The following is an 18,517-nucleotide window of genomic DNA, read 5'->3' on the forward strand; positions in this document are numbered from 1 at the left end:
TTCCAGAACATCGTGGAATCCTATCAGGATGCATGGCGTGAAGTTGTGGCAGCTGCAGTGAAGCAAGGTATTCCGGTACCAGGCTTCTCCAGCGCACTGTCCTACTATGACAGCTATCGTACAGAGCGTTTGCCAGCAAATCTGTTGCAAGCACAACGTGACTATTTCGGAGCGCACACATTCCAACGTGTGGACAAAGAAGGCTCATTCCACTTCCAATGGATGGATAGCAACGAATAATATAGGCATATAACAATAACACCTCTTCTGCCTTTCCTTTTGAGTATGCTTGCTCATGGGAGGCGGAGAGGTGTTTTGTTTATTTTAAAATTAAATATCATCAAATTGTAATAAAATGTACCCATCTGTAGTCTGCAAAAGATGCTGGAACCCCTCTATTTACGTTATACTAGTTCAGACGGTTTAGTATCCGTTAAAATAGCAGTATATAACTTTTTGAAGGTGGGGGTTAGGAAAGGCATGTTTGTATTTGTGGGTATTCTATTTGTGCTTGTATATGGATTATTAGTATTCTACATAGGCTGGAGCGGCTGGAGCTGGATGAAGCCGGTTGTCTCGGCCAGATTTCGCTGGTTGTATATTGTAGCGCTTGTGTTTCTGTCCGTTTCCTTTATATTGGCGAGATTGTTTGGGAGCGTATCATTTCTCGGTATTATCGGTTCTTACTGGCTGGCAGTGTTCTCGTTGTTGCTTCTAATTCTGCCGGTTATACATCTGACGCTTTGGCTGCTGCGGTTGACACGTATTCCGAGGCATCACGCTCATAAATGGGCGGGAGTTGTTACCCTGGTGCTACTTGTTACAACGATGGGGTATGGTATTTATAATGCATACAGCCCAGTCGTCAGACAATATAACATCCAGATTGATAAAAAGGTGGAAGGGCTGGACAAGCTGAACATTGTGATGGCAGCTGACATGCATTTTGGTCTGTTGTCAGGTCCTGCCCATGCGAAACGGATGGTGGAGGAGATCAATGCACTAAAGCCAGACCTCGTGTTATATCCAGGGGATCTGATTGACGACAATCTGGCTATGTATGAGAAAAGTGGAATTGCCGATATCATTCGTGACATCCACGCACCTTATGGTGTGTATGCTTCACTCGGAAACCATGACAAATTTGATGGACCCGTCGAGGAACTGATTGCAGCATTGGAGAAAAGCAACATGCAGGTGCTGTATGACGACAAGATCGTTTTGGACAACAAAATTACCCTGATTGGACGTAAAGATCGCACCGAACAGGATCGGGCAGATGTGGCAACCCTGATGAAAAATACAGATCTAAGTCAGCCTGTGATCATGATGGACCATCAGCCGTATGATCTGGATATCGCCGAGCAGAATAAAGTGGACCTGGTGGTGTCCGGTCACACCCATCGGGGCCAGATTGCTCCAGCACAGTGGATCACACAAGCCATCTATGAAAATGATTGGGGTTATCTGCAGAAGGGCTCCATGCACTCGATCGTTACCTCAGGCTTTGGTTTCTGGGGGCCTCCGATACGGACGAGCAGTCGTTCGGAGATCGTACAGATCAATGTGACCTTTGGGCAGTGAAAACAGCCCCTGTAAGGGCGAGAGGGCTTCTGGTAAGGTATAAGATGCTTCATGATAAAAGCAAGTAAAAGAAATGCATATGAGAACTAAGGGGCTTTGCTTCGTAGGATTTTGCTACGGAACAAAGCCTTTTTGTTACTGCACAATGTAAAAAGAATGACTGTATCCCAGATGAGATGATATACTGTGTTCGTATCAGGGAGGAATGGCGATGACAAAACCGATTATTGCCGTGGATATGGATGACACGATCTGTCATCTGGTCAAGCGGGCGATATACCATAACAACATTAGCTTCCCGAGCCATCCGCTTCAATATGAAGATATGGTGCACTGGGATACTACACATTTACGTCACCCGGACAGCACACATGAGGTGTTTTACGGTCGGCCGGGTCTGTTTGAGGAACTGGAGCTTTATGATGAGTACGTAGTGGAAGAGATGAGAAAGTTAAACGAGGCGTATGATCTGATTATCGTTACAGCAGCAGAGCCGAAAACGGTATTGGAGAAATGGAATTGGCTGCAGAGGCACATGCCATTTATTAGACTTGAACAGTTTATTACATGCAAACGAAAGAATCTGCTGGCCTTCGACCTTTTGATTGATGACGGGCCGCATAATCTGGTTCCGGCTTTTGAGAGTGGGCGGAAAGTGATCTGCATCCCGCATCCATGGAATAGGCAGCAGCTTGAGCATTACGGGTTTCCACAAATGTCTTCCTGGAAAGATGCGAAGGCACTCATTGATGAGCTCTTACATAACACCAGTGCTAGAATTTGATGTTGCCTGAGATCCTGAAGAATGACTAGCATATCATGAGGTGCTGGTGGATAGAAAGCAGAGCGCTGATCACAGCTATAGGAGATGGCAAACGCAGCTAAACCTTGTTTAATGAAAATTTTAGAAATATAGATTGTAATCTGGCCTACAGGTGATTAAAATAAAATTTGGAATCTGGATTGTAGCCGGAAACTATCTTTCTACTAACAGTCACAAGTGAGGTTATATGTATGAGTCAACCGGTTGATCGGCCCCGGCGCATAGAGTATCTGGATCTCTACCGTGCGATTGCGATTATGGCAGTTGTGGCAATTCATGCGACATCCACAGCTGTTGCGCATTATCCTAAAAATACGTTTGATCATGATTTGTTTTATTTCTGGAATACGTTTTTGCAATTTGCAGTGCCAGCCTTTTTATTTCTATCTTCCTTGGTGTTGTTTTACAACTATAACGGGAAGCTGAATGAACAGGGATGGGTGCGTTCTTTTTACAAAAAGCGTATGTTCTACATCTTTATTCCTTACATTGCGTGGTCCTTCATTTATTTTGTCATTAAGAAGCTGCTGGCCGGCAAGGAGCCAATGGAAGACAGTATGCAGCTTGTCAAGCAGTTGCTAATGGGCACGGCTCATACACATTTGTACTTTTTTTTAATTATCCTTCAGTTTTATATCGTGTTTCCCTGGATACTTGCCTTAACGAAACAATCTTGGTTTAAACGATATATGCCGTTGTACTTTATAGCGGGGCAAGCGCTGTTCTACATATTGCATTTACAATTTCATTTTGAACGAACAGGCAGCCTGTTACCGAGTTATTTGATTGTCATTGGTGTTGGGGCATGGATTGGGCTGAACTTTGATTCCATAATGAAACAAATGAATCGTTTCCGTTATTTATTACTAGGTGTGCTTTTAGGTACAGGGTCACTAACCATGTATGCCACCGAAACAATCAAAACCGTGCTGATGGAATGGCCGATTCTAACCTTTACGAGCCTGTTCTTCATTCGCAATGCCTTTACACTATCTGCTTGTTTGCTTTTGTTAATGGTTAGTGAACGAGTAGGCACGAGAAAGCGGCGGAACGAACACAAGTCTGCTCGTTTAATGGACTCTTTAGGCACTGTAGCTTTTGGTATTTTTTTAATTCATCCCTTAATTCTACTGTTTTGGAGACGAGAGTTTACGGATGATCTTGCCCGTCATTTTAATTTGGGAATTGTATTATCCTACATCGCAGCATTGCTGATATCCTGGTTATGCGCCATCGGGTTACGCCGTTTGAAGTGGGGATGGGTACTCATCGGACGTTAAGAATAGTCATCATCTGTTTAATAGAATAGGTTAATAAGTACAAAGAGAATTTAAGCACCTTTCTGCGGAAAGAGCTTGAATTCTCTTTTTTATTTGCGTGATAGCAGGTATGATGAATAAATGTCCAATAAATAGAATTTATGGGATGAGGATGCGTTGCTGCTCGATATATACTATACAATACAAAGATCTAGGGAGGGGCATATTTTGAAGCTGGTTATTATTTTTGGGCCACAGGCTGTGGGGAAAATGACTGTTGGACAGGAATTGGAGAAAATCACCGATCTCAGGTTGTTCCATAATCATATGACCATTGACCTGGTATCCCCATTTTTCAGTTACGGTACCCCGGAAGGGAAACATCTGGTCGGATTATTCAGGGAGGAAATGTTCCAGGCTGTTGCCAAGAGTGACTTGCCAGGGCTTATTTTCACTTATGTATGGGCCTTTGATCTCGAACAGGATGTTGCTTACATTCGAGATCTTACCAACATGTTTGCGGCTCGGGGTGCTGAGGTGTATTACGTAGAACTGGAGGCAGAAGTGTCGGAACGGCTGGAACGCAATAAAAGTGAGAACCGGCTTCAACATAAACCGACAAAGAGAGACCTTGCTTGGTCTGAGCAGGATTTGCTCGATTCCATGAAGTATTATCGATTGAATTCGAAACCGGGGGAGATTACACATGAGCCTTATCTTAGGATAAATAATACAAATATAAGTCCCGAGCAAACGGCACGGTTAATTCAGGAGTACTTCAGTTTGTAGTTTATTACAATTTACGAGATCGTCACAAGGAGGAGAACAATGTACTTTTTTATGCTGTTTTTGGTTGGTGTCGTATTATGTTTTTTGTTTCCGTATGGTCCAATCATCGTTGGAGGGATTGTTTTTGCAGTGGTCATTGATCACTATCGCCAAACGGCATATATGCGTGAAGATATTCAGGCAATCAAAAACCATTTGAAATTAATGAACAAGGCGGAGCAGGAGGAGTACGAGATGGAGCAGGCCTATCAAAGTGTAGATCGGATTCCGTCGGAAAGAATGGAGGTTATTAATCGTAAAATTGAAATGGAGCTTGAGCGGGAGCGCAAAAATAAAGAAACATAACAATTCTTTTGATGATTACAACATATTTAGGATAAAAACTATAAATATCCTTTTGTATCGTGTGCACGTTTGTTATCGGGATATGAGGATGGGATTTTACGTCATCAAGTGATTGTTTTTGTGTTGCATTAAACAGTGAAATGATATACCATGAACGCACATATAGTTCACATTGAAGAGATTAGGGCATTTCCAGAAACCTCAAGGCGCAGGTATGGTTTGCCTTTTTCTGTATATTGGAGTGATGAAGTGAAAATCGAGAAGGTGTTAAACAATAATGCGGTTGTAGCCATCAAGGATGAACAGGAAGTTATTGTTATTGGCCGAGGGATCGCTTTCCAGAAACGGGCGGGCGATATGATCTCGGACCAGCATGTTGACAAGGTATTTACTTTACAGAATGAAGATATTCAGGAAAACTTCAAGGCATTAATCGCCAGTATCCCGCTTGAGTACATGAAAGTGTCTGAAGAAATTATCGCTTATGCCAAGCTGAGGCTGGGCAAAAAGTTAAATGACAGCATTTATCTGCATCTGACGGATCATATTCATTTTGCTATTGAGCGTTACCGAAACAACCTTCCGATTCGCAATGGCTTGTTATGGGAGACCAAACAGCTGTACAAGGATGAGTATGAAGTAGGACTTGAGGCGTTAAATATGATTTGTGATCAGTTTGGTGTGCTTTTGCCTGAGGATGAGGCGGGGTTCATGGCGCTGCATTTTGTCAATGCTGCACTGAATGAGGAGATGCCTAACATTCGTAATATGACACAAGTGATGCAGGAGATTCTGACCATTATCAAATATCACTTCAAAATGGACTTTGATGAGAATGCACTGAACTACACTCGTTTTGTGACACACTTGAAGTTTTTCGCCCAGCGTCTGGTGAAGGGAAAACACTACAAGAGCAACAACGACGAGGAATTGTTCCAGATGATTAAGAAAAAGTACCCAGATGCACATAAGTGCTCTGAAAAAATAAAAAAATTCATTGAAAATAACTACACTTATCAACTGACTGACGAAGAAATGATGTATTTAACGATTCATATCGAGAGAGTAGTTAATGCGACTTCCGAGTAATCATGCGGATGGATGGATCAAATAAAAAAAATGCTTGCAAATGTAGTTCAGATGTACTATGATGATCCCAAGAAGTAAGCGCATACATGATCAAACGGGTTGTGACTGTTCAATCAGGCAATTCCGGCCGTAAGGCCCAAGGGTTGATCGTTGTGCTTGCCAAGCATCTTAATCAAATACCAATGTGTACAGCCTTACAGGGTTGCAACCGTTAAGGGCAAAACCTGAATTGCTGAATAACATGACTGATTTCCGGATATTCCGGTACGTTGTGATTGTTCAGTAGTTCAGGTTTTCTTTGTTTCACAGGCATGGGGAGTCTACTTAGAGAGGAAGAATGACAATGAGCAACTACGATCAATTGGCAAAAGACATTCTGTCACGGGTCGGTGGCCCGAAGAACGTAAACAGTGTATTTCATTGTGTGACAAGATTGCGGTTTAAACTGAAAGATGAAAGCGTAGCCAAAACAGAAGAATTGAAAAATATGCCGGGTGTCATTACGGTAATGCAGAGTGGAGGGCAATACCAGGTCGTAATCGGCAATGAAGTGCCCGATGTATATAAAGCGGTAGTTAAAGCAGGTAATTTGTCTGCTGAAGGCCAAGTAGATGAGAACGATGCCGATTCAGGCCCGAAGGGCAATTTATTTAACCGTTTTGTAGATATGATCTCCGGGGTATTTACCCCAGTGCTTGGATTGCTTGCAGCGACGGGGATGATTAAAGGTTTCACAGCGATGTTCGTGTCCTTGGGATGGATCACAAATACTGAAGGCACGTATGCCTTGTTAAACGCCATTGGGGATTGTTTATTTTACTTCTTCCCGATCTTCCTTGGATACACAGCCATTAAAAAATTTGGCGGAAGTCCATTCCTGGGTATGGCCATCGGTGCTTCGTTAGTCTACCCGACACTTGCGGGAATCCGCGCTGGTGAGCCGTTATACACCTTGTTTGCCGGCACCTTGTTTGAATCACCGATTCGGATTGAATTTCTAGGTATTCCGGTCATTTTGATGGATTATGCCTCATCCGTTATTCCGATTATCATAGCAACGTTCTTCGCAGTCAAAATTGAACGTTTCTTCAAAAAGGTAATGCCTAAAGTAGTTAGCAACTTCCTGGTTCCATTCTGTACTTTGCTTGTAATTGTACCCCTTACATTTTTGCTTATTGGCCCGATTGCGACATGGGCAGGTCAGCTGTTAGGTGCTTTCACATCTTCCATTTACGGATTGAGCCCTGTACTTACAGGACTTGTAATCGGCGGTTTGTGGCAAGTATTCGTCTTGTTCGGACTCCACTGGGGACTTGTGCCATTGGTATTTGTTAACCTGGCAACCCTTGGCTATGATTCGATTCTGGCGCTCTCTTTTGCAGCTTCCTTTGCTCAAATCGGTGCAGTGCTTGCGGTTATGCTGAAAACCAAAAGCCAAAAGCTCAAAACACTTGGTGCACCTGCTTTTATCTCGGGTATATTCGGTGTTACGGAACCAGCGATTTACGGTGTGACCCTGCCACTTAAAAAACCATTTATTATGAGCTGTATTGCCGGTGGTATTGGTGGCGGTATCCTTGGTCTTGTTGGTACGAAAGGTTACATCATTGGTGGTCTTGGCGTCTTCGGTTATCCGAGCTATGTGAGTCCTACAGAGGGAATGAACTCCGTATTCTACTGGACCGTGGCAGCAACCATTATCGCATTCATTCTTGGTTTCATCTTGACGTATGTTGTAGGCTTCAAAGATCCGGTTGAAAAAACAGCTGCTCCAGCGCCAGTGCTTGATCCTAACCCGAACAACCGTTATGAAATTGTAAGCCCAATGGCAGGTGAAGTGGTTGAACTGAAAGAGATTAATGACGTTACGTTTGCAGGAGAGCATATGGGTAAAGGCATTGCAATTCGTCCTGTCAGTGGCAGAGTTGTATCACCAATTACAGGTGTTGTGCAAACTGTTTATCGTACGAAACATGCGATCGGTCTTGTATCCGATGATGGTGTTGAAATGTTAATTCATATTGGTCAGGATACAGTTCAATTGAAGGGCCAGCATTTCACTGCACATGTGAAGGATGGGGATCGTGTCAATGCAGGTGATCTGATTATGGAGTTTGACCTTCAAGCGATCAAAGATGCAGGCTATGAGACGATTACTCCAATTATCATTGCTAATACTTCTAATTATCTGGATGTTGTCACTACCAAGATCGCCAGTGTGAACGAGAAGGATAAGCTGTTAACGGTACTCGGCTAATCGGGATTGATCTAGTCTGACTCATCCGATAGCAAGCCCAAGCCCTATGATGAATAGGAGGAATACTTCAATGCTTGAACAAATAAAGGCCTTCCCGGATAACTTCTTATGGGGAGGAGCAACGGCCGCCAATCAATTGGAGGGTGCCTATCTTGAAGGAGGAAAAGGGTTAACCACGGTTGACCTGATTCCGATTGGGGCAAATCGTTTTCCGATCGCACTCGGAAATCTGGATTCATACGAACCCAAAGAAGGAGAATTCTATCCCTCGCATGAAGCGATTGATTTTTATCACCGGTACAAGGAAGATATTGCGTTATTCGCTGAAATGGGATTGAAGTGCCTCAGGCTTTCGGTGGCCTGGGCACGGATTTTCCCGAATGGGGATGACGCCGAGCCGAATGAGGCAGGGCTTCAATTCTATGATGATGTCTTCGACGAGCTGTTAAAGTATAATATCCAACCTGTCGTAACAATCTGTCACTTTGATGTACCTGTAAGTCTGGTTCAGAATTATGGCGGCTGGAAAAATCGCAAGATGATCACTTTTTTTGAAACGTATGCGAAAACATTGTTTAACCGTTACAAGCACAAAGTGAAATATTGGATGACCTTTAACGAGATCAACATGCTGTTACATCTGCCTTACATTGGAGCAGGCGTTGTACTTCAGGAGGGTGAGGACAAGGAGCAGGTGCTCTATCAGGCAGCTCATCATGAGCTTGTTGCAAGTGCCTTGGCTGTCAAAGCTTGTCATGAGATCATTCCAGGCGCACAAATTGGATGTATGCTGGCAGCGGGGATGGTTTATCCTTATAGTTCGCATCCGGAAGATGTGTGGAAGGCGATGGATAAAGATCGCGAATCCTTCTTTTTTATCGACGTGCAGTCCAAAGGGGAGTACCCCGGATACACAAAGCGGTTTTTCAGAGAAAATAACATTTGTATTGAAATGCAGCCGGAAGATGCCGACATCTTGAAGCAGCATACGGTCGATTATATTGGTTTCAGTTATTATGCAAGTCGTTGCACAAGTGCCGATCCTGAAGTGCTGAAGAACTCTACAGAAGGTAATGTTTTCGGTTCAGTGAAGAATCCGTATCTTGAAGCATCGGAGTGGGGCTGGACGATTGATCCCAAAGGACTTCGCATCACATGCAACCAGCTTCATGACCGCTATGGTAAACCGCTATTTATTGTAGAAAATGGTCTTGGTGCAACCGATGTATTACTGGATAATGATACGGTTGAGGATGATTATCGTATTGCCTATCTGAACAGCCACTTTGCCGAGATGGCCGAAGCAATTCAGGATGGTGTAGAGCTGATCGGTTACACGAGCTGGGGTCCGATTGACCTGGTTAGTGCAGGCACAGGAGAGATGAAAAAACGTTATGGCTACATCTATGTAGACAGAAATAATGATGGGAGCGGAACACTTCGACGTGTGCGAAAGAAAAGCTTCCATTGGTACAAAGAAGTCATTGCAAGCAATGGTGCACAATATTTCGGATGAAGATGCTTAGCTTAGGCCTGAAAGCAAACAAAGAACATTCTCGTTATAACGGGATGTTCTTTGTTTGCTAAGGAGCATATTTGACCAGTGATGGAGTAACTTATATAATTTATTAATGTAGAAAATCTTGTAAACTAAAGTGGGGAAGTGGCCAGTCATGAAGAAAAGTCACTTGTGTCTATATCTTTCGGATATGGATACGCCACTGCGATATGTTTCCAGAATCCATTAAATACATGTCAAGGCATTCCCAGAAGTGCAGAGTTGATCGTGACCTCATTGGAATTTTGGCAGCCAATTCGTAAAATTAAAATAAAGAGTATCTAATAGAACTATGGAGCGTCTATTGTATAGAGGCTCCATGGTTTTTCATTTATTTGTGTACTGTTGTCAAAGAGATGTCGTTCGTTCTTACGCTTGAACGGATGGGGCTCAGGGTACTTGCAAGCTCTGATATGCATTAAGTCTTCCATAGGTCCAATAGATGCCGGAACCCGAGACCGGGTCTGAGGCGAAGCATAATGCATCTCGAATTTGTGCATTGTTTTTCCCTCTCGATGCGAGCAGTGCTGCTACGCCGGCAACTTGCGGCGCTGCCATTGACGTTCCGCTAAGATAGGCATATGAGCTGCCCAGATAGGTGGAAAGGATCGCATCCCCTGGTGCTGCTATATCAACCCAGGAGCCATAATTGGAAAAGTTGGATTTCAGGTCATACGAGTTGGTGGAGGCAACTGCAATGACGTTGGGGTATGATGCAGGAACGATAGGGTAGGATGTGTTATCATTGCCTGCTGCTGCAATAATGACAGCTCCGTGATCCCATGCATACTGAACAGCGGCCTGAAGGAACGCATCTCCTGTTGGTCCGCCCAGGCTGAGATTCACGACTTGAACTCCGTTATTTGCTGCAAATACAAGCCCATTGCCCACGTTGCCAATTGTGCCTTGGCCGTTATTATCCAGCACACGAAGCGGCACAATGGAAGCGAGTGGTGCTGTACCTGCGATACCAACGCCATTATTGGTTATGGAAGCGGCAATGCCAGCAACATGTGTACCATGACCATTTCCATCTTCAGGGATGTTGTCGTAATCAACATAATCGTAACCGGGCAGAAGTTTGGCGGCCAGCTCAGGATGGTTTAACTGCACTCCTGTATCAATGATGGCGATTTTAATGGAGCTGCTGCTCTGAGTGATGTCCCATGCAGCTGGAGTGTTAATTTTGTTCAAATTGTACTGATAAGGAAAGAATGGATCGTTGGGTGTAAACGAAGCATTAACGAGATAGTTGGGATGTGCATGTTCTATGAGCTCGTGATGCTTGTAATATTTCAGCATGCGGTGCATGGGGATGCGAGATTCAACTCGGTACCATCCCAGATTTTCATAGGTTTCAGCGACTTTGCACCTGCTCTTCCGATGAAGGGTGTGCATCTGATCAGCGGTTGTGCCTTCCTTGAACTTGAGTAGCAGCTGATGAGGGGCGTGGGGATCGAATGTACTTGCAGCTTTTTGGTCTGCATATCGAAGAGTGAACCAGGTGGAGAACAAAATGATAACTGCTGAGAAGCCAAACCATAACCACATGCTTGGTTTACTCCTTTCAGATTTGGATGGATGATACGCCTTATCGTATGCGCAGTCTATCAGAATGCGAGGGCCTTCTCTCAAAATGGTCGGGAGTATAGAGTTGATTGGTAGGTTTGTGTAAGCTCTTCAAGAAGAGAGGAGCAGCTCGAAAATGAGAATGAAGGGAAGGGATGTTTTGACAGAAGTTCACATGAAGCCTGTAGTAAAGCCTGTTCAATCCAACGAGATTGAGGAGGTGATTGAGTTTGCCATGCGTGTACGCGCCGAGGTGTTTCCCATGATTGATCCGAGCGTACTTCCTAAGGACTTTCAGCATTTTACCGAACAGTACCTGGATCGTGACGACGCCATTTTTCTTGTTGCCCGGTTGGGGGGAAAAGGAGTTGTTGGTTCCATCGGCGTTGTACCTTATGATGCACGTATCGAGGCCATTGAGGGCCGTTACCCGGTTGATGCCGCAGCTGAGATTGTAAAATGTTATGTTGATCCTGCCTACCGCAGGTATGGCATCGGTTCACTATTAGTACAAGAACTTGAACAGTTTGTAACCGGAATGCGGTATACAACGTTATATCTGCATACCCATCGTTTTCTACCTGGGGCTGTGGATTTTTGGGAACGTCAAGGATTCACATGTATTGCGGAAGAGCAGAATGAGTGGCAAATTGTGCATATGGACAAGCCCAGCAATTTTTAGATCAGAGAGATGTAAGAATGTAAACAAATTTGATATACGAACACCTGATGAACATGGGCAATTTGTAGTCAGGGGAATCATACCGTTTCAGACAGAGAATGCAATTGGGGGAAAACACAGATGAAGAGCATAACACGAAAAATAGTATTTATTGATATTGATGGAACGTTGGTTAATGACGATGGCAGCATCCCTGTGTCTGCACAAGAAGCGTGTAAACAAGCGCGTAAGAACGGACATCTGCTGTATTTGTGCACGGGTCGCTCCAAGGCAGAAATTTACGACTCCATCTGGGAGATTGGATTTGACGGATTAATTGGTGCAGGTGGAGGGTATGTAGAGTACGGAAATGAGGTCTTATATCATAAAAAGGTAACGGATGCAGATGTTCGTCATATGGTCGATTTTTTCAATGAACACGGGATTGATTTCTATCTTGAATCCAATTCGGCCCTGTATGCCAGCAGCAATCTTCAAGCGCATCTGGAGCGCCGAATCTATGGTGATGTTGAGAATGACCCGGCTGCACGAGCGAAAAAGGAAACGAAACCGCATCCGTTTATTACCGGATTAACCTACGGTGAAGCGGATCTGTACAAGAATGATGTCAACAAGGTGTGCTTTCTGGAAAGTCCGGTGGTTCCGTTTGAACGGATCAAACAGGAGTTTGAGGGCAAGTTTGAAGTCATTCAGTGTACGGTGCCTGTCTTTGGAGAGGGCAGCGGTGAGCTGATGATCCCTGGTATTCACAAAGCGATTGCCATCGCGGATCTGCTGGAGCATCTGGGCATGTCGCGAGAAGATACACTGGCGATTGGAGATGGCATGAATGATGCCGAGATGCTGGAATTCTGTGCAGTAGGTATAGCGATGGGCAATGCCAAACCGGGGCTGAAAGAAATTGCTGACGACATCACAGCCTCTGTCGAAGAAGATGGATTGTATCATAGCTTTGTGAAGTATGGCTTGATCAGGGAATAAATATTTTTGAGCGCAGAGAAAGGGAGCTGAGTACATGTTCGAAGGCATGAAAGTGGAATTTGAGATTAGTGCTTGGGGACATGCATTGAGTCAAGATGCCGGGGATTTTTTTCAAAAACATGAAATGCTGAGAATACGTATTTTGCCTAAAGAAACAGACGGCAACCTAACCTATCTGGGCTAACGATCTTATAAACGGATCAACTGTATTATCATAGGGTGTCAGGGTAAACAAATCGTAGTTGATGAAAATTCAAAATGCAGTTCATAGAGGAGCAGCCGCAACTGCTTCTTTTTGAATGTACCTTATTATCGGAGAGCTGGAAAATTACAGTTGCCGGGAATACTAAAACATTGGAATAGTCAGATAAATTCTGTGAAGTTATCAATGAGACAAAGCAATTATCAGCTTTACGTCAGTTTATTCATGGCATCGTTGAGACAAGAGCAGTATATAAGGCGTTACCCGATGCCATGGGCGGATATCAATAAAGGATATAATTGTAAATTTTATCTATAATGGTTAACATCTGATCCCGTCTGACCGATATAATAGGAGGTACATCAACTGTCAAGACGTTGTGAAAGGAGTGCAGATCATGGATATTGCAGCATTATCAATGGGCATGAGTCAGGCCACAACAGCGCAAGCAGCAAGTCTCCAAGTCATGTCAATGGCCAAAGATATGGCTCAGCAGCAAGGTCAGCAGATGGCTGAGATGTTAAAATCAATGCCCGCTCCTCACCCCAATCTGGGCGGTAGCTTGGATATTTCCGTATAGCCGAGCTCAGATTGCAGTACAACGCAAGCTTTTTGGTTGTTATCAAACATGCAGCAAGCAAAACCCCGTGCAGCTTCAATTCACAAGAATTGGGGCTGTTCGGGGTTTGCTCTGTCACACAGAATGTTGATTCAATGCACACGTCAATCGGTTCCGCAATTAGAGTGAGCCGGATAAGTTCGGGGCAGGGCTTTCAAAAGGCAGTGTATCCTTCATTGTCCACAGCTCGTCATAACTGGAGACTTGCAGATCGGCTTGGGACAGATTCTGGTTTCCTGAGCCTGGATTGCGATAGCCAATGCAGCGCATACTCGCACTCTTGGCAGCCTGTACGCCGTTACGTGAATCTTCTATGACCAGGCAATTCGCTGGTGATATGCCGATCTGTTTGGCTGCTGCAATGAAAATATCCGGCGCCGGTTTTCCGTGTTCAACCTCCTCGCCCGTCATGCGTACTTCAAAGTACGGCGCCAACCCTGTTTTGTCCATAATCAGATCAATCAGGGCGCGGGGGGATGAGGAAGCAACAGCAATGGGGATGCGCTGCTCATGCAGCCACTGTACCCATCGTTCTACGCCAGGCATAGGCGTAAGTCCGGGATGGGCAAGCATTTGTTCCATAACCTGCTGCTGATGATAGACAAGAATCTCCTCCAGCGGTGTGTTAACCTGATATTTGTCAATGACCTGCTGCCACATGGATTCAAGCGTTACCCCCACAAACGAATGATGCTCCTGGATGGTAACGTCTGCACCGAAATGATGAAATGAACTCCGCTCAATCTCAAAATAGATCGGTTCACTGTCAATCAGTACGCCATCCATATCAAAAATGACCGCCTGAATGGGTGCATGCCCATCCTCATTGATATTCCTATCCAGACATCCAGTCTCATGGTTTGCTGTCATGCTGCTTCCTCCTTCTGAATGATGTGCTCCTGTATTCTGTAAATCCAGTGTATCTGCTTTTGATTCAGCATTCCAGCCATAAGTCCGCGAAGAGAGTTAATTCGATTGCAGCACAACCTTGATCGCGCTGGATGAAGCCTGCAATGTGCGTCCTTGAATATCACATCCAAGTGTGCGAAATGCTTCTTCATAATCTTGCAGAGCGAAGGAGTGGGTAATGATTTTTTTGGCGGGTATAATCTGCTGCTCGATCATGTAATGTGCTGTTGCGAATGTTCCAAGTGAATCAATGGAGCCGATGATTTTTAAGCTGCGGTCCACCACTTCCTTCGGATTGAAGGAGGTATTTCCGTCTCGCAAACCAACCAGCATCAAATAGCCCCCGCTTGCAAGCTGGGATAACACTTGTGTGCCCACAACGCCAGTCGTATCCACAATCATGTCGACTTGCCCGGTTGAAGGAGCGATGTCTGCGATGGCCTGTTCGAAGGAGGAATGAACCTGCCAGCGGTCTGGTGCAATGGAGCCTGCAATAGCAAGACGTTCTTCCGAGATATCAACAATACTGCCGGTTACTCCTTTGGAAGCGAGGGCATAGCTGTACAGAATGCCAATCGGCCCGGCCCCGAGAATAATGGTTCTGAAATTCGGTAACAGATGAATCTGGTTGATACCTGTCAGCATGCAGCTTAGCGGCTCGGTTAACGTAGCTTCTTCATAGCTCACATGGTCTTTTAATTTGTATAAAAAGCGATCTTCCGTCACGTAATAATCTGTAAACGTTCCATCTGCACTTACACCCGTTTCCGTAATGGATTTATGAGTACAGTGGTTCTGTCGGCCTGTTCTGCACATCTCACATTGGCCACAGTAATACGTAGGATCAATGACGACACGATCTCCCGGCTGCAGTGTGGTAACAGCAGAGCCGACAGCAATCACTTCACCTGCTGATTCATGGCCTAGGATGACGGAAGGGGATGCATGATATTTTCCGCTAACAATGCCCAGATCCGTACCACATACACCGGTTGCTTTGATACGGACAAGGACCTGGTTATCTCTGGTGATTACGGGAACGGGACGTTCCTCCAGCGCAACATCCCATGCGGATTTATAGACTAAGGCAAGCATGATAAAACCTCCTAATCAGTTATAGTTGCTGCATATGTGCAGGGTATCTTTAAACGTATTTAATGCACGCTTGCCAGAACCGAGTCCAATCGGTCAACAATCTCAACAAGTTCTTCCTCCGTTGTGGTCAGGGCTGGCCGGACTTTAACAACGTTACCGAAGCCATAACGTGAACTGCGCAGAATCAGGTGCTGATCTGTAAAAGCGCGATCAATGATAGCATTGGTTTTGGGTGTATCCGGTTCGTTCTGATCACCGACAATTTCCAGCCCCCACATCAGACCGACACCGCGTGCTTCACCAATGATCGGGTATTTCTGCGCAAGCTCTTGCAGCAAGCTTTCGAGCAAAATGCCTTTGCGTTTCACCGCATCCAGAAAGCCGGGCTCAGAGACAACCTCCAGCGTGGATTTGGCTGCAGTAACCGAAATCAGATTACTTCCAGAGGTGAAGGAGTGCTCGTGTTTCTCCAGCACATTCAATCGGGATTGCATCAGTACAGCAGCTACGGGTACTCCGATGCCTCCCAGACCTTTGGCAAGTGTAATCATGTCAGGACGGATATCAAACAGCTCGCTGGCAAACATGGTGCCTGTCCGTCCGATTCCTGTCTGGACTTCATCGGCAATAAGCAGCATGTTGTTCTCATCACATAGCTTTCGAATACGTTGGAAGTATCCAAGTGGAGGCATGATGTTGCCGCCATTTCCGAGAATTGGCTCAATGATCATGCAGGCAACGGAGCCTGAACTTGCGTAGTCGATTGCATCTGATATGGCTTCAACACACTGATAGCCACATTCGCTGCTCTTGCTTTTGAACGGGCACCGGTAACAATACGGGGCGGGTACATGAACTGCATTGGCGGCAGAGGAGTTGGGGAAACGTTTGCGTCTGAAGGCATTGCCTGAGATGCCCGTTGCAAATTGGGTCTGCCCATGGTGAGAGAGATACAGGCTGACGATATCTGTTGAGCCTGTATACTTTTGAGCTATTTTCGTTGCGCACTCATTGGCTGTGGACCCGGTAATATCCCGCATCCATCCGGCATCAATATCGTTTGGAGCATATTCGATCAAGTGATCCAGCACCTCATTGACATAAGGTTCGGTGAAGGAGGAAGACATATGGGTAAGATTGCCGACCTGTTCCTGAATTTTATGGACGACATGTGGGTGATTGTAACCCAGTGACAGGTTAAACGTGCCTGAGACGCCGTCAAGGTATTCCACACCTGCATCGTCAATCAACTTAATCCCTTTTCCGACTGTGAAGCGGTTGTTGGTTAAAGTCTGCATGCGATTTCCTCCAATATAATGGTGTACAAGCTGGGGTAAACTACACGAATTTCTTCCGGATGGGCTCTGCATCACCCCTTTCAAGATTTCATGTAAAAATATTGTGATGTGCTTAAACCTATATTTCCCTCGTTTGATGTGTGAATGTTGAGCCTAACTTGTCGTTTCGAGTGTTAAAGAGATGGGAAAGCAGGAGGGTTAGTAATAAAAGGAGGCAGAATCCTGCCAAAATCCAGATGGTGCCAACGACAGGCCATGCACTCATGCTCCATCCGGTAAGATACTGCAAGACGGCTCCGCCGATGCCGCCGGAAGCGATCAAAATGCTGGTTGTTCTCTCCGTCATGCCGGGGATCAGTACGTTGGCATAGACCAGGGCGATACAGAATAACCCGGACATAAACAGTCCTGTTCCAAAAATCAGCACATACGTTACCCATTGTCCAGATACGAATACCATGGATAATGTGAATAGCAATGTACCGATGGTGCTCCAGATCAAGAACGGCATATATTGCACGGCTTCAGCAATTTTGCCTGAGAAGAGACGACCGACAATCATCGCAACCCACAGAATGGACACACTCAGCGAAGCGATAGATTCTGACAAATCCAGACGCTCCACAAGAATAGAGGGAAGGAAATTCATCAGACCAAGCTCAAGCCCCATATATACAAAGAAAAACAGAACAAAAATGGTGAGTAGCCCTAGCTGTTTTTTTGAATAACGGGATTTTTTTTCTGTTTGTGGGTCAGACATGTTTTTTCCGGCTTGCTCCAGATATTGTGCGGCAGATCGTGGCATCGTTACCCACAGCAGCATGAGAATCAAAGCCAGAATCGCAACGGTAAAAAAGGTGAGATGCCACTGTCCCAGCCAGATGAACAACGCAGCTGCCGCCGGAATAAGAAGGGCTCCCAGTGCGAAGAACACATCCAACTTGGACATAGCAACTGCTTTCTGGTTTTCTGTAAATTCAATGGTGAATGCGCCTACGGAAGGTTCGATAATCCCTGAGCCGAATCCCACGATCATAGTTAACAGCAGCACGATTCCCCATGTGGGTAGCCAGCCGAGCAGAAGATAGGCTGCTACAATACAGATTAATGCAAGAGTAAGCATCCATTTTCGACCGATTCGTGCTGTCATGTAGGGGGACACGAGAACACCGACAAGAAATCCGAGGAACTGCAAAAATAGCAAAAATCCACCGTCACTGTAACCTCGTTCGTAATGCGGCAGCAAAACAGGCAGAAGTGCACCAAGCACAACGCTGGTTATGCCGATTAACAAATAGAAACCGCAGCTCAAAGCGAAAATGGTTCTCAAATGTCTACCTCCTGGATGGATATAAATTTTATAAATTGAAATAAATGTTTATTTTCACATCTAATTTATACCATAAATTTGAAATTGTACAAGCCTTTTATTGTAAAATTATGTTAAAGCTTGACGAA

Annotated in this window: 17 protein-coding genes and 1 pseudogene; 13 read left to right on the plus strand and 5 right to left on the minus strand. The window is 45.0% G+C overall.

Annotation, left to right across the window (positions count from 1 at the left end; all coding sequences use genetic code 11):
- The 9 genes and pseudogenes from DFQ00_RS25775 to DFQ00_RS25815 all read left to right on the plus strand — a co-directional run.
- Nucleotides 1–240: pseudogene (locus DFQ00_RS25775) on the plus strand (NADP-dependent phosphogluconate dehydrogenase); the annotation flags it as partial.
- Nucleotides 241–480: 240 nt separating this feature from the next.
- On the plus strand, nucleotides 481–1,584 hold the full coding sequence (locus DFQ00_RS25780) for a metallophosphoesterase (protein ID WP_110899307.1): 1,104 nt from the start codon (nucleotides 481–483) through the stop codon (nucleotides 1,582–1,584).
- 211 nt (nucleotides 1,585–1,795) lie between these two features.
- Nucleotides 1,796–2,368: a 5' nucleotidase, NT5C type gene (locus DFQ00_RS25785; protein ID WP_110899308.1), complete on the plus strand. Its 573-nt coding sequence runs from the start codon at nucleotides 1,796–1,798 to the stop codon at nucleotides 2,366–2,368.
- Nucleotides 2,369–2,598: 230 nt separating this feature from the next.
- On the plus strand, nucleotides 2,599–3,687 hold the full coding sequence (locus tag DFQ00_RS25790; protein WP_110899309.1) for an acyltransferase: 1,089 nt from the start codon (nucleotides 2,599–2,601) through the stop codon (nucleotides 3,685–3,687).
- A gap of 207 nt (nucleotides 3,688–3,894) precedes the next feature.
- On the plus strand, nucleotides 3,895–4,455 hold the full coding sequence (locus DFQ00_RS25795) for a DEAD/DEAH box helicase family protein (protein ID WP_110899310.1): 561 nt from the start codon (nucleotides 3,895–3,897) through the stop codon (nucleotides 4,453–4,455).
- Between the two features lie 39 nt (nucleotides 4,456–4,494).
- A complete protein-coding gene (locus DFQ00_RS25800) occupies nucleotides 4,495–4,800 on the plus strand; it encodes a hypothetical protein (RefSeq protein WP_110899311.1) in 306 nt (101 codons plus the stop codon).
- 249 nt (nucleotides 4,801–5,049) lie between these two features.
- Complete coding sequence (gene licT / locus DFQ00_RS25805; RefSeq protein WP_110899312.1) at nucleotides 5,050–5,889, plus strand: BglG family transcription antiterminator LicT; 840 nt, start codon at nucleotides 5,050–5,052, stop codon at nucleotides 5,887–5,889.
- A 343-nt stretch (nucleotides 5,890–6,232) separates the two neighbouring features.
- Entirely contained in the window at nucleotides 6,233–8,146 is a 1,914-nt protein-coding gene (locus DFQ00_RS25810) for a beta-glucoside-specific PTS transporter subunit IIABC (RefSeq protein ID WP_110899313.1), read from the plus strand.
- Between the two features lie 70 nt (nucleotides 8,147–8,216).
- A complete protein-coding gene (locus DFQ00_RS25815) occupies nucleotides 8,217–9,662 on the plus strand; it encodes a 6-phospho-beta-glucosidase (RefSeq protein ID WP_110899314.1) in 1,446 nt (481 codons plus the stop codon).
- Nucleotides 9,663–10,094: 432 nt separating this feature from the next.
- Here the strand turns inward: DFQ00_RS25815 and DFQ00_RS25820 are convergent, their stop codons facing one another.
- Complete coding sequence (locus DFQ00_RS25820) at nucleotides 10,095–11,255, minus strand: S8 family peptidase (RefSeq protein WP_110899315.1); 1,161 nt, start codon at nucleotides 11,253–11,255, stop codon at nucleotides 10,095–10,097.
- Nucleotides 11,256–11,448: 193 nt separating this feature from the next.
- Here DFQ00_RS25820 and DFQ00_RS25825 point away from each other — a divergent pair, with 193 nt between their 5' ends.
- The 4 genes from DFQ00_RS25825 (at nucleotide 11,449) to DFQ00_RS25835 (ending at nucleotide 13,718) form a co-directional block, all read left to right on the plus strand.
- Nucleotides 11,449–11,955, plus strand: a complete 507-nt coding sequence (locus tag DFQ00_RS25825; protein WP_244213999.1) for a GNAT family N-acetyltransferase — start codon at nucleotides 11,449–11,451, stop codon at nucleotides 11,953–11,955.
- Between the two features lie 120 nt (nucleotides 11,956–12,075).
- A complete protein-coding gene (locus DFQ00_RS25830; protein ID WP_110899316.1) occupies nucleotides 12,076–12,936 on the plus strand; it encodes a Cof-type HAD-IIB family hydrolase in 861 nt (286 codons plus the stop codon).
- 34 nt (nucleotides 12,937–12,970) lie between these two features.
- Complete coding sequence (locus tag DFQ00_RS29330; RefSeq protein WP_167433837.1) at nucleotides 12,971–13,120, plus strand: hypothetical protein; 150 nt, start codon at nucleotides 12,971–12,973, stop codon at nucleotides 13,118–13,120.
- 415 nt (nucleotides 13,121–13,535) lie between these two features.
- Nucleotides 13,536–13,718, plus strand: a complete 183-nt coding sequence (locus tag DFQ00_RS25835; RefSeq protein ID WP_110899317.1) for a YjfB family protein — start codon at nucleotides 13,536–13,538, stop codon at nucleotides 13,716–13,718.
- 159 nt (nucleotides 13,719–13,877) lie between these two features.
- Here DFQ00_RS25835 and DFQ00_RS25840 read toward each other — a convergent pair whose 3' ends face one another.
- From DFQ00_RS25840 to DFQ00_RS25855, 4 genes are all read right to left on the minus strand, one after another.
- Nucleotides 13,878–14,627 carry an HAD family hydrolase gene (locus tag DFQ00_RS25840; RefSeq protein ID WP_110899318.1) on the minus strand — a complete coding sequence of 250 codons (750 nt, stop codon included), beginning with the start codon at nucleotides 14,625–14,627 and terminating at the stop codon, nucleotides 13,878–13,880.
- A 96-nt stretch (nucleotides 14,628–14,723) separates the two neighbouring features.
- Nucleotides 14,724–15,761 (minus strand): zinc-dependent alcohol dehydrogenase, encoded by a 1,038-nt coding sequence (locus DFQ00_RS25845; RefSeq protein WP_110899319.1) that lies wholly within the window; start codon nucleotides 15,759–15,761, stop codon nucleotides 14,724–14,726.
- 59 nt (nucleotides 15,762–15,820) lie between these two features.
- Nucleotides 15,821–17,059 (minus strand): aspartate aminotransferase family protein, encoded by a 1,239-nt coding sequence (locus tag DFQ00_RS25850; protein WP_110899320.1) that lies wholly within the window; start codon nucleotides 17,057–17,059, stop codon nucleotides 15,821–15,823.
- Between the two features lie 118 nt (nucleotides 17,060–17,177).
- Entirely contained in the window at nucleotides 17,178–18,389 is a 1,212-nt protein-coding gene (locus tag DFQ00_RS25855; protein ID WP_110899321.1) for an MFS transporter, read from the minus strand.
- Between the last annotated feature and the right edge of the window lie 128 nt (nucleotides 18,390–18,517).

Origin of the sequence: Paenibacillus barcinonensis (assembly GCF_003217495.1) — a bacterium.
GTDB lineage: Bacteria > Bacillota > Bacilli > Paenibacillales > Paenibacillaceae > Paenibacillus > Paenibacillus barcinonensis.

Coding starts and splice junctions, on each gene's coding strand:
- DFQ00_RS25780 (WP_110899307.1), top strand. CDS start 481: ATGTTTGTATTTGTGGGTATTCTATTTGTGCTTGTATATGGATTATTA.
- DFQ00_RS25785 (WP_110899308.1), top strand. CDS start 1,796: ATGACAAAACCGATTATTGCCGTGGATATGGATGACACGATCTGTCAT.
- DFQ00_RS25790 (WP_110899309.1), top strand. CDS start 2,599: ATGAGTCAACCGGTTGATCGGCCCCGGCGCATAGAGTATCTGGATCTC.
- DFQ00_RS25800 (WP_110899311.1), top strand. CDS start 4,495: ATGTACTTTTTTATGCTGTTTTTGGTTGGTGTCGTATTATGTTTTTTG.
- DFQ00_RS25810 (WP_110899313.1), top strand. CDS start 6,233: ATGAGCAACTACGATCAATTGGCAAAAGACATTCTGTCACGGGTCGGT.
- DFQ00_RS25815 (WP_110899314.1), top strand. CDS start 8,217: ATGCTTGAACAAATAAAGGCCTTCCCGGATAACTTCTTATGGGGAGGA.
- DFQ00_RS25820 (WP_110899315.1), bottom strand. CDS start 11,255: ATGTGGTTATGGTTTGGCTTCTCAGCAGTTATCATTTTGTTCTCCACC.
- DFQ00_RS25825 (WP_244213999.1), top strand. CDS start 11,449: ATGAAGCCTGTAGTAAAGCCTGTTCAATCCAACGAGATTGAGGAGGTG.
- DFQ00_RS25830 (WP_110899316.1), top strand. CDS start 12,076: ATGAAGAGCATAACACGAAAAATAGTATTTATTGATATTGATGGAACG.
- DFQ00_RS29330 (WP_167433837.1), top strand. CDS start 12,971: ATGTTCGAAGGCATGAAAGTGGAATTTGAGATTAGTGCTTGGGGACAT.
- DFQ00_RS25835 (WP_110899317.1), top strand. CDS start 13,536: ATGGATATTGCAGCATTATCAATGGGCATGAGTCAGGCCACAACAGCG.
- DFQ00_RS25840 (WP_110899318.1), bottom strand. CDS start 14,627: ATGACAGCAAACCATGAGACTGGATGTCTGGATAGGAATATCAATGAG.
- DFQ00_RS25845 (WP_110899319.1), bottom strand. CDS start 15,761: ATGCTTGCCTTAGTCTATAAATCCGCATGGGATGTTGCGCTGGAGGAA.
- DFQ00_RS25850 (WP_110899320.1), bottom strand. CDS start 17,059: ATGCAGACTTTAACCAACAACCGCTTCACAGTCGGAAAAGGGATTAAG.